The following is a 14,106-nucleotide window of genomic DNA, read 5'->3' as shown; positions in this document are numbered from 1 at the left end:
ATCGCTCCTTTCTAACCCGCGAGGGAACCCCAGTTGATACCGGTCTTGAAGTACACGGCAGCACCCACGACGATGGCACCGCCGATAATCATGGCGAGGGCACCGGAGAGCTGACCGCCGCCGCCCTGCATACCGTCCTTGATGGTAAGACCAAGGTTCACAAGGCCGAAGACGATGAGGATGCCGCCGAGGGCGGTCACACCATCAGAGAGAAGGTTTTTCACGTTTTCCAGCATGGTTGATTCCTTTCTTGTTTACTTGTTTTCTAGTAACCGTACAGATGGGCAAAGGCGATACAGGTAAGTCCCGCGACGATGATTGCAACGGCTTTCCGTATCTCCCCGCCCCCGCCGCGAAGAAGTCCCGCGAGGGTCATCCCAAGATAGATGATTCCCACGACGGTGAATGCGCCCGCAGCGGTTCCTATCGCCGGGGCGGCGAGTTTGACGAGTGTTTCCAAGTTCCTTCCTCCATTCGTCCCCTTTCTGCCTTTTTCGCGTGGCATTTCTCTTAATTATAAGTGGCTACCGGTTCAGCAATATGCCCAGAAGCCCCTTCCTTGATTTTTTCCATGCCGCCCATTTCCATGCCGTGAACTCCGCACCCATATCCTCATCGGGGGTGTACGGCTCGCAGCCGTTTTTCAGATACCGCTCGAAATCGAAGGAGTTCTTATGCAAACGCTTCCAGTTGCGCTTATCCACGATATAGCGGTATCGCTTATGGGCGTGGGGGTCATACTTATCATCCATGAGCGGGTTGGTACCGGCGATGAGCAGGATTGCCTTTAGGCGGCTCATCTTGCCGATTTCTGCTGCGTCGATAAGGTCACGACCCTGAATCTGCAAGTTCTTACTGGCGCTTGAGGACTGCCCCGTGGACTCGTTGTAAGTCATCTGATGGATGGTCTGCTTGCCAATCATCTCCGCAATCTCCTTGTTGGTGGAGTTGGACTTGCCACCGAGGAAGAGCGTCGAGTCGCAGCAGTCGATGATGGTCTGCGCCTTCTTATCGTATTTGCTTTCCAGCTGGCTCATGGATTGCAGGATGATGGTGATGCCGATGTTACGGGAACGGGTGACCGCGATGGTCTCCTCAATCTGCGGGATAGTGCCGATGTTGGCGAACTCATCGAAGATGAAATGCACCGGGGTCGGGAGTTTCCCGCCATAATCCGAAAGGGCTTTTCGGCACAGCTGGTCGATGGTCTGCCACATGAGGATGGCGAACAGGAAGCTGAGGGTCTTGTCGGTATCGGAGAGGATGCCGAAAATCGCCACCTTCGCATCCGGGTCACCAAGGGTGTCAATCTCCATCTCGTCATAGGTCAAAAGCTCGCGCACGCCGTCCGTCGCGATGGGCGCAAGGCGCACGTTGCAGGAAATGAGGATGGATTTTAAGGTCTTTCCTGCGGCCACCTTGAAGTTTTTGTAGTTCATCAGGGCGAAGTCCTCGTCGGCGGAAAGTCCCCCGCAGTCGGCGGGCTTCACACCGTCGGAGTTGCGCTTGAACTTACTGGGCACCCAAGACCAGCCGTTATCTGCCTGCTTGGTGCCAAAGCTCCTTGAGAGACCGGCATTTCCCGCAGCGTCAGGAGAAGAGCCGTCGTTTTGCTTGTACTTCTTGCCCTCCTCGATTTGGAGGAACATGAGGTCAAGAGCGGACTTGAAGTTCTCATCGTTCTCTCGTGCTTCCGCAAGGGAGAGGAGCGTGAGAAGCGAGGACATGTTGTAGTCCTTCGCCGGGAACCAGTCACGCAGCAAGGCGATAAGCGCCGTGTAGAGCATCTTCTCCGCGTTCTCCCAGAACGGGTCACCGCTCGATTTCCCCTCGGGGTTCGTGTTCATAATGAAGCAGTTCACGAAGGAGAGAATATCGGTATCCGTCTTCACGTACTTTAACGGGTTGTAGTGCATGGACTCATCAAGGTTGATGGTATTGAAGCTCTTGAGCTTATAGCCGTTGTCCGTGAACAGGTATCCGGCATCCTTAAGAAGGGTGCCCTTCGGGTCGGTGACAAAGTAGCTGGTGTTGAGCTGGCAGATGTTCGGGGTCACGTAGTTAAAGGTCTTACCGGAACCGGAGCCGCCGACCACGAGGACGTTTAGGTTGCGGTCATATTCCGGGTCGAACTTGGGACGGTGCAGGGCAAGGCCGAAGTTCTTGGTGAAGAGAAGATTGTTGTCTTCGGTCTGCAAGTCCTTGAACTTCTTTCCTTCCTTCAAAGTGCCCCACCTTGCGCTTCCTGACTCCTCACCGGAACGGTAGTTTCCAATGAACGCCACGTAGCGAAGCCAAATCATCCAGATAATGAGAAAGCAAGCCCCGCCAAACAGCAGGGAGTTACTGGTCATATCGAGGGTGAAGGGCGCATCCCCTATGGTCTCCCACATGGAAAGAAATGCATCGCTCAAATGGTCGAAAATCTGCCCCGGATAGGTGACGAGGGTTTCGGCATAGCGGTCACCGAGATAGAAGAAGACCGTGGCGATGAAGAGGGTACCGAGTGCCGAGGTGGCGATTTTTTTGTTGATTTCCGGGTTCGCGCTATTTGCCATATGCATCCTCCTTTTCCACTTCTTCCAGCACAAGCAGGAGCGTGGTCACAATACTCGTGCGCGTCTCCCGCGTGGCCGCGTGACGGAATCCTTCATAGCAGGTGAGCGAAAAGTCCTCGGACACATCAATACCGTTGGAATCGCGCGGAGTGAGACCGTCGCACCGGGAAAGGGCGGAAGGCTCCCAGAGGGTCGTGATGCCATCTTCCGATTTCACGCGCTTGCACCCGGACTTCATTTCATAGAAAAGGTTGTCGAGGGTGGTATGGGTTTCGTTGTCCTTTGGCAGGGCGGCATCAAGAAGGGAGATGAGGTTCCCGATGGTACGCTGGGAAGGCTCGCACCAGTCCCTTAAATATCCAAGGGCTGCCATCAGAAGAAGTTTTTCCGTCTTCTTAAAGAAGTCCCCATCTGAATCGGAAAGGTTCACGATGGATTCTGCGATGGTCTCGATATCGCTGTCCGACTCCATGGTAAGAAGCGGGGAGCATTTCAGCCTGTCCGGCAATTTGTCTTTGAGAGTCATGGTCTATCTCCTTACAATGCGTCTTCGCCGTTAATGGGTATAAAGGGCAGGCTCGAACCATGCTCCCGCGTGGTTTCCTGCGCCTTTGTCTCCGTATCCATCTGGTTCTTGGCAGCGGTCATATCGCGTGCTTCCCCCGTGAGGGAATAGGACTCGGAATCATATCGCTGCTCCTCGCGAATGTCGGAAGGACGAATCTCGCTTCCGGTCTGCTCTACATCCATGACGGCGGTGCGGGAATCGGTATCTGCACCATCGTGGCTCTCAATGCCGGAGTTCGGGTCGGGCGTGCGTCCGTCGTTATCCATGGAACCGTCGGATGCAACCGGCTCTAGCATCTGTTGTTCGTCACGCGTCTGCTCCTGCGTCAGACGCGCATTCTGCATGGCAAGGTCTCCATCCGGGAGGGTGCCAGCTTCCTTCGGGGTATTCTGCTCGAACCAGTTGTGGGTTACATCGAGGTCGTACCGGTTCTTTAACGTCTCCGCAGAGACCGGCCAGTCGCGACCGCGCTCATACGCCGGTACCGAACCGTCCTTATTCAGACTTGCAGGCTCGTAGGCCATGACCTCGCCCTTGCTGGTTTCGGTCACGCCGAAGCCCTGCGCGTTCATCTTGCGCTCGAAGTCGGAAAAGTCCGTGCAGTCTTCCCTTGCCTTTTGGGCAGCGTTTCGGATGTTCAGGGTATGGATGGCGGTGTCCTCGGCACGAAGTGCGGCAACCTTATCGCTGCGGGTAGGTGCATCCTTTCCCGGCGCGTCATAGGTCTTTTCCGGTGCATCCGTTTTCACCTGAGTTGCATGAACCTTGTAGGGGGCACCGACGGAAATTACACCGAAATCCTCATGGGTCTCACGACCAACCATCTCGGTAAGCTCTTTGTGGGAGTAACCGGAGAAGAAAATCGAATCGTCGATATTAAGGTTTTCGGTATCCTGCTCGCTAAAGAGCACATCGTAAGTCTCTTCTGGCGCATCCTTGTAACGGATGGTGACCGGAATGACCGTTACGTCCTCTGCCGGGAGGTCGGGATAGCTTGTCAGCTCCGTGAGGGAATCCATGGTCTTCTTATCCACGGGTTCCGCGTGATTCAGTGCATCGGTGATACGCTGTTCATCGAGACGCGCCATTACATCCTTAAATTGCGGGGCATACCCTGCAACGGTTTCCGCATCTTCGCGTGCGAAGGCAAGGAAACCATTTCCCTGTTTATCCGTGTAGACGGCGGCATAGGTACCATTCTCGCGGCATACCTGCGCATAGTAGGCGGCTTCCTCGGAAGTACCAAAGGGCACGACCACCTGCTCACGAGAGGATTGTTTTTCAGCCATTGCTTTTGCCTGCTCGGGAGTGTTCCCTTCTTTCTTATAATGGCGCTGCCACCAGTCGAAAGCACGTTCCCTGCCACGTCCGAACCGCAGGTAGTTCTCCACCTGTCTTGTTACGAAGTTTAGGAGGGCGTTTCCCATGTCATCGCCGAAATCCTGAGCCATGTGGCATCATCCTTTCTTTTTCAGATTTCCTGTCTTTTGAAGCGACAAGAATGCCGTCTCCTTGGGGACAGATTATAACGCAGGCTATTTTTCTATCCCTCTGCCCTATACACGAACATGCAGGTAGAAACTGCCAAATGCACGGATGCCGATGAATCAGGAAGAAACGATGCTTTTGCATAAGGAAAGATACAAGGAAACGATTAAGAACCTGACCGTGATGAGCGATATTCTCGCGCGGAACGTATTCAAAGATAAGAATGCCTGCGAGTATGTCCTTAGAATCATTCTGGAAGACAAAGAGCTGACCGTCATCGACAATGAGACGCAGATGGATTTCAGAAACATGCACGGCAGGGGTGTCGTGTTGGATTGCGTGGCAAGGGATGGAAGCGGACGCGTCTTCAACGTCGAGATACAGCAGGACGATGAGGGAGCGCACCCGAAGCGTGCCAGATACCATCTTGGGATGATGGACTCAAATGTGCTGGATACGGGAAAGAACTTCGATAAGCTCCCGGAGACCTACGTGATATTTGTCACCTTGAAGGACGCGCTTGGATGCGGACTCCCGATAGCCCATATCGACCGGATAATCCGCGAGAACGGCAAGGAGTTCGGGGACGAGGAACACTTCATCTACGTGGATTCCAGCAAGAACGATGGCGGCGAGCTTGGAAGACTGATGCACGACTTCCGTGTGAAGGAAGTGAAGGAGATGCAGGCGGGAGCCTTGGCCGACCGCGTACACGAACTGAAAGAGACCGAGAAAGGGGTGGAACATATGTGCAAGGAAATGGAAGCCCTGCGTCTGGAAGGCGTAGAGGAAGGAAGAATGGAAGAGAAAAAAGCGGTAGCATATTCTCTCGCTGACAGGAAGATGAGTGCCGAGGAGATAGCGGAAATCATCAAGGTCAACATTGAAACCGTCAAGGGATGGCTTGCAGGTAGTGTTTCTACTGCAAGATAGATAACCACTTAGACGGCTTTACGGTTTTATGGCTCTGCGGGTTATTAGCTCGCAGGGTCTTTTGCTAAAGAAATATGAAACGCAGCCCTGTTGCTTAAGGGATGATTTGCAAAAAGTAGAAATCCACGTCCGACAGATTTGCGGGACATGGATTTCTTATTGGCTAATGCCGACACATTCGAGTATCCAATTCTCCAACGAGAAGGTTGGGGCGGTTAGACAATTCTATTGACTTTAAGCTGCTAACATTCTGCTAACTGATGCCATTCCACAAGTGGATACGGAGCACCGGCTAAGGCAGAAAGAAGCATTCGCTTAATTCATAGAATGCCCGTAGTTACAGCGTCAAGCGGTCATCTGGTATCAGAGGATACCAAGTGCTACCGAATTGCAGGGAGAACTCCTAAGCGCTTGTTGGGACGAAGACCTTTTGCTAACTGAATATGATATGTCCCAGTACCTCAGTAGGATAGAGGGTTCGCCTCCTAAGCGAAACGCCGCAGGTTCGATTCCTGTCTGGGACGTGTGGTAAAAATCGCCGGAAGCCTGATTTTTCAAGGGTTTCCGGCATTTTTCCTTTTCAGACGGCTGCACCGTTTTCGACTGGTATTCCAGTTTTCGGTATAGCCGTTTTTCTGTTTTTCCGTTTCTATTGTTTGCTAACAAAAAATATCTACCTGTACGTCTGGCACGACATTTGGGACGATTTGCTAACAACTTGCTAACAACCACTGCTAACGGGCAGCGGAGACAAGCGCTGCAAGTTGCTCAGGTGACAGGTTCTTAAGGATAGCTGCCAGAGCTTCGCCTACACCCTCTGTTGCTGATGATTTCCCGTTTTTAGCGGTAGGGCTATAGAAGTCTGCTTCCATGCGAGCCGCGTTCTCACGTCGGTTCTCATCTTCAATTTCCGAGTAAACGTCTGTCACCATCTGGGCTTCGGCATGGCCGGTATCTCCTTGGACGGACTTAATATCGCCCTGTGTCAGTTTGAGCTTGTACTTCGTGGAGAGATGGCGGAGCGAATGGAAGTCCACCCGTTCGTATCCCGTCGCGTCACAAAAGACTTGCAGGCGCTGTCGGATGATGCGGCTCTCCACCGGGTTGCCGTTTTCAAGGGCAACCACAAGGTTGTAGTCATGGTAATCCGCTCCAAGGAACTCCTTTAGTTCCTCCTGATTTTTCCTATGCTCCACGAGCATGTGCGCCACGGTTTTCGGAAGCCATACCACACGGGTGCTGGTTTCGGTCTTCGGAGTCTTGAGTACGAGTCTAGTGGTGCAGTGAGGTTTCTGGGCGGGAAACGTGGCGAGCACGTCCCGCTCGTTGAGTTTCTGCAAGGCTTCGATGGAAACACGAGCAACCTCCTTGTTGATGATGACGCGGGCGTTGCCGTTTTCAATAGATTCCTCGTCTATGAAAACGCAGTCCCACGTGAGACCGGTTATCTCCCCCACCCTGAGCGAGCAGGAAAAGGCGAGGTTCATGGCGAGAGCCAGAATATCGTCCTCGACTCTTGGGAGCGCTTCGCGAAACGTGCTCACACTCCATACCTTTCGTTTCGTTTTCTTCATCGTCGGCAGGGTGGCAAGTTTTGCCGGATTCTGCATCATCGGGTCGAGATAGTTCCACTTCATTGCCTGATTAAGCGCAGAGCGGATAACGTCATGAATCTTCTTCACGCCGGAAGGTGCGACACATTCGCCAGTCTTCTTTCGATTGGCCGGTGGAACGCGCTCGACGGAGAGCAGGTCGTTGTAATACTCTGAAAGGCACTCCGTGGTGATTTCAGACAGCTTCTTATCCCCGATATATGGGTCAATGTAGTTCCTTATCAGTCCGGTTTTTCCGCTGTATGTGCTCATAGACCATTTCGACGTTCCGTACACTTTCACATAGTGCTTTAGGAACTCGCTGAAAGTGATATCGTCCTTTTGCGGCGTTACCGCGCTTTTCGGGGTCGGTGGTCTTCTGCGAATCGGCTCCGAGCCGCTGTCGTGCTCATCAATTCCGTCTTCTTTCCCCGTTTTTGCCTTTTCATCAGCTACTCTTTGGAAATACGTCTCCTCGTTAGGAACGATGACCTGCCCGTATCTCTCCTGATAGAACTCTACAAAGACCTTGCGGCTCTTTGCTTCGCTAACTGTATCCACAGTGTCCCATTTTTGTTTCCGCTCTCCCTGTTCATTTACATACCAGTAGATAACGGAATATTTTGTTTTTCTCTGCTTGATTGCTGCCATATCGAATCTTCTCCTTGTCGGTTAATTTGGTTCCAACCAACTGTCGAAGGAGCTTTTGGATACCCGAATGGCTCTGCCGACGCGGACGTACTTGAACTGCCCGCTCTTCACGAGTGTATAGGCCACCTTGTCGCTGATGCCCAGCATTTCGGCGATTTCGCCTACCGTATAGGTTTTCTTCTTTTCGGTTCGATTGCGTTCCGATGCCATAATTTTCCTTTCCGGGAAAAGGGCACCAGACAACCGCTTGACATTTTTATTATATCATGGCTGGTCAAGTAGTTTTCTGGTATGCTGGTTTTCCCTATTTCTGGTTTTGCTTGTTACAAGTAGCGTCTTTTACGGCTGAAACCTCAACATCGCACGCAAGAGCTTCGCCTGCATAAACGATTTCATCGAGAGGTCGATGCCGTAATCCCAGAAGCCATCCGCGTCGGTGTAGAACCCGGTGCAGAGTCCGTCCATGAAGTCGTTGAAGTAATCGAGCACCGCCCCGGCAGCAAGGGCATCTCCGCCTGTTGCGGCAACGACGGTATCGTAGTCAATCTTTCCCTTTGCCATGCGGGTCACCCCCTTCCGTCAGAATGTCCGCAAGACGGGCGAGCGCACGGGCGCGACGGTTCTGTACCGTGGAGCGCGGGAACCCCATGTCCTCACCGATACGCCTATCCGACCATCCGGCAAAATAGGAGAGCAGGATTATTGCCTGCTCCTCTGGGCAGAGTTTTTCCAGCGCATCCGCGAGGTCTTTATCCGTCACGCCGATAGGTTTTCCGGCGGCATCGAATACGGTTTCCCGCTCCGGCACGTCCTGCCAGTCCGCAAGGCTTTCGAGTTCGCTCCTTCTGAGGTCGCAGAACAGCACCTCGCGGTTGCGTCTCCTTTTGCGCTCCCTTAAAACATCCGTCCGCGCGTTCACGAGGGTCTTCCGGCAATAGGTCAGGAACATGCCGACCACTTCGTTACGGTTCGTTTTCTCTTTCGTCATCTTTTTTTCCTCCTTTCGGTATAGGCACGATTTCCGTGCCCTTTCCTGCCAAGAGGAAAAAGAAAGCCCCGCAGCGTCGATACGCTACGGGGCGCGGGGACGGTGCCGGGAAGGAAATCGGCACCAGAATCAGGAAGAAGCGGCTGATGCTTAAAAACCGCTCCGCTACGATTCTATCCCCTCGATTCCCAACTTCCGCTTGAAATCTTTGCGGTTCTTCATTCCGATTTCCCGACGGCGCGAATTGCCGTCGTACTTCACCGGGAACCCGACCTCAACAATGCGGTCGAAGACACGTCCCCACGGGTCATCTGCCGTGGCGTTCAGGATTCTCTCGCGAAAGTCGAAGTTCGTCGTTATCACCATCGGTTTCCCCGCCTTGTAGCGTCCGTCGATAACGTCGTAGACGTGCTCCATGACGTACTCGGTGGAGCGCTGGGCACCGAGGTCTTCAAGGATGAGGAGGTCTGGGGCGAGGATTCTCTCAAGGTTCCCGGAACGCTTCTCGAAGGAGGATTCCATCAGGTTCACGACCTGCTTGATATCGGTTACGAGACAGGAGAACCCGCGCTCGATGACGGCGTTCGCGATGCAGGACGCATGGAAGCTCTTGCCCGAGCCGCGCTTCCCGTACAGGACAAGCCCCTCCGGGTCTTTCGGGTCGAAGGTCGCGGCAAATGCCTTGCATACGGTGCTCTGAGCCGCGTTCCTGCCGTCATCGGCATCGAAGGTGCAGAAGGCGTACCTGCCGGATGAGGGGAAGCACTGTTTCCTTAGCCGTTCCGTCCTACGCCTTTTCTCCGCACGCTCGGTTTCTTCGCGCTGCCTATCCGCTTCCTCCCTCTGGCAACGGCACATGGTCGGAACAAGGTGCGGCTCCTTGAAGATTCCGCCCGCCGGGAACATCCGCTCGCGTGGCTCTCCGCATTTCCCGCAGACGAGGATGCCGTCCGCGTCGCGATAGTCCTCGCCCGGCTTTTGTCCGTCCTGCTCCTTGGTTTTCGTTACGTTTTCGTTCATCTACCTCGTCCTTTCTGCGTTACCCTGTCTGAGAGCCTGTCTACGGGACTTTGTAGTCTTGTTCGGGCAGTTACTGCCACATGACATTTAACGTGTCATAGGCAGGCTCTCAGGTATTCTCAGGGGCATTTCTAGTACATGTTCTCGTCGATATATCCCTGAGCCGTCTCCCGGTCACAGCCCCATTTCGCCATGACCTCCTCGACGGAGGGGATTTTCCCGACCGCATTGGCCTTCGGTTCCGTGCGTGCGGGAGGGGTTGCGGCCTTCGGGTGTTCGTTCCTGTCCCAGACTGCGGCGAGCTTCTTCCAGTCATCGACGGGCTTGCCGGAGTTCGTGCGCCAGCCGCGCCCCTCGTTCACGTCGAAGAAGCGGTCGGGGTCAACCGCGAATCCCATTTCTGCGAAGTGAGAGCGGACTTCCTCCCTTGTCGGGATTCCAGAATCTGTCGCTCCCTCCCCATCAGCCACAGCTGTAGATGTAGATGTATTCTTATATCTATCATCTATATTCTTAGGGTGTGACGCAATTTTTACAGCTTCATTTTCACCCTGTGCAGATTGTCTACCTGCGCTTTTACCGTCTGCGTCAGTGTAAAAACCGGTGTCAAAATCACTGTCAACTTTTACGTCAAAATTGACGTCAACTTTGCTGTCAAAGCTGTCAACTTTTACACCGTCAATTTTTACAGTGTCAACTTTCGTGCCGTCATCTTTTACGATTTTTCCGCCTTTTGGGGCTGGAAGTGCTGGCGCATATTCCTTGCGGTACTTGATAACGGAGGGGCGGCTCACTCCGGTCTTCTCGGCAACCTCTGTATTCGTGGCTTCCGGATGCTCGGTAAGGTATGCGAGCACTTTATCCTTCTTCACCTGACGGGTTCCCTTTCCGTTCTTACGGGCGCGCTCCGAAGCCTTGCGCACGCGGTTTCCCTCGCGCATTGCGTCGATTGCCGGGACGTTCTGGTTGAACTCCCAGTCCGCGATGGCGTAGATGCCATCCTCGCAGATGACAAGGCCGAGCTGTACGAGCGGCTGCACGCATTGCCGAAAGGCGGGAACGGTCTTCTTAGTGACCGCAGCAAGCATCTCGTCGGTGTAGGGAACGCTTTCGTGGAGAAGGAGCTTCCCGGCGCAGCCGCATTTCACCGCAAGCGATTGTAGACGGGCGAAGACGGTGTAGATGGAGTCCGCATTGTCCATCGCGTCGATGAGTAGGGCTTCCTGCGTGTCGAAGAACTCACTGTAGTCCCTGCGCCACGCTCCTCGGAGCTTCATTGGTACACCTCCGGGGTCTTCTTATCGCGTTCGGCTTCGGAGTAGGCGAGGTGGTCGAAGGGCGGGAACCTCGCGACAACCGCGAGGGCATGAGTGTACTTGGCGTGATTCGCCCGGTAGCCGAAGGAGGAGAGCATATCCATGACTTCGGTATCCGTGAACGTGCCGTCATCGGTCACGATGGTGAACGTGCCGTCATCGTTTTTCGTGACTGTGCGCGTGTGGATTTTAGCCAGGGCGAGGACGAGTACGGTTGCGGAATCCCCATTCGGCTCATGGTCGATGAGCGTCATCTCAGGTGTCTCGTAGAAGTTCAAGGGGATGTAGTAGTAGTAGCTGCTGAAATCCATGGTGCTCCTTTCTGCTTGCAATCTGTGATTATGTTTTACTATATCTGTCCTGTTTTGTGGACTTTTCCAGTCAGATTTCATGCTTCTTTCACAATTAGACACGCGTTTTGAGATGGTTCTGCCAGATTCGCGTCCCGTGCGGCGGTGCGCTGTGTTACAGTAGCGAAAGTCCTTTCTGCCTGTTGCTTTTATCTCGGAGTGCGGGCAGGAGAAAAGGGAGCCTGTGATTTCGGTCACACGGCTCCCTTTTCTGTTACCAGTCGGAGTTTTCGCTATCCGGTTCCGCTGCCTGTAACCCACCATCAGCGACAGGCTCCGTTTTTACCGTTTTCTTTTTGCGTGCATCGAGACGCGCCTTGGCATCCTCCGGGGTACTTCCGTGGGCGGTGAGCATGTCGCTCACCTCGTCTGCATGGCTCGCAAGGAATCGGTCGAGTGCGTCGAGGTCGAGTTCCTGCCAAGCGCAACCGACGGCGGAGAGCACACTTTCACCAGCGGAATGGGTGACCAGAGAGCGCCACTTCCGGTTCCGCTCGCGAATCTTCTTTTCAAGTTCCTTTTTCTTCGCTTCGAGTTTGGCGAGTTCCGCCTTCTGTTTCTCGATACGCTCCTCGAAATCTTGAATGGTAGCCATGGTTCTTCCTTCCTACTCGACGGCAACCCTGACCAGATTGTGCCATAACGCGCGGAGGATGGTAAGATTCCGGCAGGGCGCGGTGCCGGAACAGGGGCGAAGGCACCGTGCCCCGGTTTTGCGAAGAAAAAGGAAGGAATTGGGCAGATGTATTCCAAGGATACAGGGAAAGACCAGATGCTGATGACGATGGAACGTGCGCTTACAAGCGGGCAGAAGGCAGGCTTCTTCTTCCTCGGCTTCCTCGGCGGCATCGTCGGGATTCTCGCCGCATCCCTGATGAACATCAACGCGCCGTACCGACCGGAGGGAACGAAGATGGCGGCACTCGGATTTGCGACGGCCTGCGTTCTAGGCACCCTTATCGCACTTGTTGGCTGCGTAGGCTCCATCGCGCTCCTTGGTGCCAGATAGAGGTGGCAAGATATTGAAGGACTTCCTCAATCAGCGTCCGGCATTCTTCCAGCTGCGCCAATCCGTTCGTGTGAGATGAGAAGGGGCATCCTGCGCGGGTGCCTTTTTTTCTCTGCATTGTTATGATGGTTTTATGGCTTGCTGTGTTTGTGGTATGCCGGTCTGCTATATTTATAGATGGCAAGGGGGACGGCAGCGGAGCCGCCCCATGGCAGGAAGGACTTTAGGATGAAGCGTGCGGAGCTTGACAGGCGGATTGCAAACGGGGAGACGTTGGAGGATATCGTTCCTGTGCTCATGGATGATGGTGCCGATATCACGTCCTACGATGACTTGAAGCGTTTCGCCATCGAAAAGATTGAAAGCGACGAGCTGTATCTTGCCGAGCACGTCCTCAAGGCGTGCCTAGATGTTGCCGATTACTACGGTTACGATTATTCGATGGGCACATTGGAAAACCCCACTGCTATTGATGGCGTGGAAGACTTGATTGATTACGTGGAGGATTGAGACGGCGGCAGCACGGGGCATCCGGGAGGGTGCCCTTTTTCTTTGCTTGTATATGCAGGATATATGGAGTGTACGGTTCACCTGCTTGCTGGTATGCCAGTCTGCTATATTTGTAGACAGCAAGGGGGGCGGTAAGCAGAGCTGACCCATGGCAGAAGGGACTTCAAGATGGCTACTTTGGATGTTACGGAGGAGCGCCGCAGGGCAATCGACCGAGTGAACCGGGCATATGCCGATGAGGACTACGATAGGTACGAAAGGCTCATCGAGCGCTATTGTCAAAGGTTCGGGTTTGACGGCGATTACGGTCTTTTTGAGGATGCCTGCACGGATGCCCGCTTGTTCGGTCACGGAATCGGCTAGAGGAGGAAGTATGACGCTCGGGGAGCTGTTCGAGGAGACTTACATTCAGGGCGAAATTGCGATTCGAAGCTATGATTCGACGGGTACTACGATTGAGCACTATCTAGGTGATGCGGAGGAGTTCTACCCTGACGAACACACGCAAATCCTTGAAAGGGAAGTCGGCTATATCTTCCCACTCATGGAGGTAGAACCGACCATCTGTATCGAGCTGAAAGATGAGGGATGAGCGGAATGAAGGTCAAGGAGTTGATGGATAGCCTGAAAGGGGATTGTTACCGCTTTCGCGTCCATTATCCAGAGGAATGGGAGTTTGGACTCATAACGGGAGCGACTTTCTTTGGCAAACGTGGGCTGGTCTTGCAGCATGGAAAGGATAACGTGAGTTCTTTCACACTGAACCCGTCTTGGCTTTCCTGCGAGGACGAGACGCAGCGTTGCATCATGGTCGAGATTTACTTGGAGCCGTGAGGATGGGCGCGGGGAGTAAGCCCCTGCGCCCGTGGCAGGTCTGCGCAGGGGATGTTATCGGTAGTGGCAAGCGGGTCGAGTACGTGTTCGAGCGGTACGGGGAACTGTACATAAACGCAAGCGACGAGGAGCTTGTGCGGCAGGGAAAGCGAACCTATGGAGAGGAGCTTACAAGGCTCTACGACCTCGACCTTTCCGGGTGGAGGGTCATCGGCCATTACGGGTGCGGACGCGGCTACGAGGGACGAAGCTGGTATGACATGGGGAAGCCGTTCGGACGGCGCTAGAG

Annotated in this window: 20 protein-coding genes and 1 tRNA gene; 8 read left to right on the top strand and 13 right to left on the bottom strand. The window is 53.9% G+C overall.

Annotation, left to right across the window (positions count from 1 at the left end; translation table 11 throughout):
- Positions 1–11: 11 nt before the first annotated feature.
- The 5 genes from DW850_RS06540 to DW850_RS06520 form a co-directional block, all read right to left on the bottom strand.
- Positions 12–236 (bottom strand): hypothetical protein, encoded by a 225-nt coding sequence (locus tag DW850_RS06540; RefSeq protein WP_082421059.1) that lies wholly within the window; start codon positions 234–236, stop codon positions 12–14.
- 29 nt (positions 237–265) lie between these two features.
- The gene (locus tag DW850_RS06535) at positions 266–460 is read right to left on the bottom strand and encodes a hypothetical protein (protein WP_117527907.1); all 195 of its coding nucleotides are present in this window, start codon (positions 458–460) and stop codon (positions 266–268) included.
- 64 nt (positions 461–524) lie between these two features.
- Complete coding sequence (locus DW850_RS06530) at positions 525–2,558, bottom strand: VirD4-like conjugal transfer protein, CD1115 family (RefSeq protein ID WP_158565238.1); 2,034 nt, start codon at positions 2,556–2,558, stop codon at positions 525–527.
- Positions 2,548–3,084 (bottom strand): hypothetical protein, encoded by a 537-nt coding sequence (locus tag DW850_RS06525; protein WP_117527912.1) that lies wholly within the window; start codon positions 3,082–3,084, stop codon positions 2,548–2,550. Before DW850_RS06525 ends, DW850_RS06530 begins: the two co-directional genes overlap by 11 nt.
- An 11-nt stretch (positions 3,085–3,095) precedes the next feature.
- A complete protein-coding gene (locus DW850_RS06520; protein ID WP_147349601.1) occupies positions 3,096–4,577 on the bottom strand; it encodes a hypothetical protein in 1,482 nt (493 codons plus the stop codon).
- A gap of 151 nt (positions 4,578–4,728) precedes the next feature.
- Here DW850_RS06520 and DW850_RS06515 point away from each other — a divergent pair, with 151 nt between their 5' ends.
- Both DW850_RS06515 and DW850_RS06510 read left to right on the top strand, forming a co-directional pair.
- A complete protein-coding gene (locus tag DW850_RS06515) occupies positions 4,729–5,547 on the top strand; it encodes a PD-(D/E)XK nuclease family transposase (RefSeq protein WP_199575610.1) in 819 nt (272 codons plus the stop codon).
- Positions 5,548–5,997: 450 nt separating this feature from the next.
- Positions 5,998–6,071 (top strand) — tRNA-Arg (locus DW850_RS06510).
- Positions 6,072–6,281: 210 nt separating this feature from the next.
- Here the strand turns inward: DW850_RS06510 and xerC are convergent.
- From xerC to DW850_RS06470, 8 genes are all read right to left on the bottom strand, one after another.
- On the bottom strand, positions 6,282–7,790 hold the full coding sequence (xerC, locus tag DW850_RS06505; RefSeq protein ID WP_117786594.1) for a tyrosine recombinase XerC: 1,509 nt from the start codon (positions 7,788–7,790) through the stop codon (positions 6,282–6,284).
- 21 nt (positions 7,791–7,811) lie between these two features.
- The gene (locus DW850_RS06500; RefSeq protein WP_117786593.1) at positions 7,812–8,000 is read right to left on the bottom strand and encodes a helix-turn-helix domain-containing protein; all 189 of its coding nucleotides are present in this window, start codon (positions 7,998–8,000) and stop codon (positions 7,812–7,814) included.
- A gap of 129 nt (positions 8,001–8,129) precedes the next feature.
- A complete protein-coding gene (locus DW850_RS06495) occupies positions 8,130–8,351 on the bottom strand; it encodes a helix-turn-helix domain-containing protein (protein ID WP_055158116.1) in 222 nt (73 codons plus the stop codon).
- Positions 8,332–8,778, bottom strand: coding sequence for a sigma-70 family RNA polymerase sigma factor (locus DW850_RS06490; RefSeq protein ID WP_117527800.1), 447 nt, complete (start codon positions 8,776–8,778; stop codon positions 8,332–8,334). Before DW850_RS06490 ends, DW850_RS06495 begins: the two co-directional genes overlap by 20 nt.
- 165 nt (positions 8,779–8,943) lie before the next feature.
- Positions 8,944–9,798, bottom strand: coding sequence for an ATP-binding protein (locus DW850_RS06485; protein WP_117786592.1), 855 nt, complete (start codon positions 9,796–9,798; stop codon positions 8,944–8,946).
- A 131-nt stretch (positions 9,799–9,929) separates the two neighbouring features.
- Entirely contained in the window at positions 9,930–11,075 is a 1,146-nt protein-coding gene (locus tag DW850_RS06480) for a phage replisome organizer N-terminal domain-containing protein (protein WP_117786591.1), read from the bottom strand.
- A complete protein-coding gene (locus DW850_RS06475) occupies positions 11,072–11,425 on the bottom strand; it encodes a hypothetical protein (protein ID WP_117786590.1) in 354 nt (117 codons plus the stop codon). Before DW850_RS06475 ends, DW850_RS06480 begins: the two co-directional genes overlap by 4 nt.
- Positions 11,426–11,678: 253 nt before the next feature.
- The gene (locus DW850_RS06470) at positions 11,679–12,059 is read right to left on the bottom strand and encodes a hypothetical protein (RefSeq protein WP_055261531.1); all 381 of its coding nucleotides are present in this window, start codon (positions 12,057–12,059) and stop codon (positions 11,679–11,681) included.
- 147 nt (positions 12,060–12,206) lie between these two features.
- Here DW850_RS06470 and DW850_RS06465 point away from each other — a divergent pair, with 147 nt between their 5' ends.
- The 6 genes from DW850_RS06465 to DW850_RS06440 all read left to right on the top strand — a co-directional run bounded on the left by DW850_RS06465 (position 12,207) and on the right by DW850_RS06440 (position 14,104).
- Positions 12,207–12,473 (top strand): hypothetical protein, encoded by a 267-nt coding sequence (locus DW850_RS06465; RefSeq protein WP_117774017.1) that lies wholly within the window; start codon positions 12,207–12,209, stop codon positions 12,471–12,473.
- 228 nt (positions 12,474–12,701) lie between these two features.
- Positions 12,702–12,983 carry a hypothetical protein gene (locus tag DW850_RS06460; RefSeq protein WP_117786589.1) on the top strand — a complete coding sequence of 94 codons (282 nt, stop codon included), beginning with the start codon at positions 12,702–12,704 and terminating at the stop codon, positions 12,981–12,983.
- A gap of 168 nt (positions 12,984–13,151) precedes the next feature.
- Entirely contained in the window at positions 13,152–13,346 is a 195-nt protein-coding gene (locus DW850_RS06455; protein ID WP_117786588.1) for a hypothetical protein, read from the top strand.
- Positions 13,347–13,356: 10 nt separating this feature from the next.
- The gene (locus tag DW850_RS06450) at positions 13,357–13,575 is read left to right on the top strand and encodes a hypothetical protein (RefSeq protein WP_117786587.1); all 219 of its coding nucleotides are present in this window, start codon (positions 13,357–13,359) and stop codon (positions 13,573–13,575) included.
- A 5-nt stretch (positions 13,576–13,580) separates the two neighbouring features.
- Complete coding sequence (locus DW850_RS10420) at positions 13,581–13,817, top strand: hypothetical protein (RefSeq protein ID WP_147349600.1); 237 nt, start codon at positions 13,581–13,583, stop codon at positions 13,815–13,817.
- 2 nt (positions 13,818–13,819) lie between these two features.
- Positions 13,820–14,104: a hypothetical protein gene (locus DW850_RS06440; protein WP_055262384.1), complete on the top strand. Its 285-nt coding sequence runs from the start codon at positions 13,820–13,822 to the stop codon at positions 14,102–14,104.
- Positions 14,105–14,106: the final 2 nt, after the last annotated feature.

It is taken from the genome of Collinsella sp. AM36-4AA (assembly GCF_003467795.1).
Taxonomy (GTDB): domain Bacteria; phylum Actinomycetota; class Coriobacteriia; order Coriobacteriales; family Coriobacteriaceae; genus Collinsella.
The sequence above is the reverse complement of the archived record's forward strand: the minus strand, read 5'-3'. Positions and strand labels throughout refer to the sequence as shown.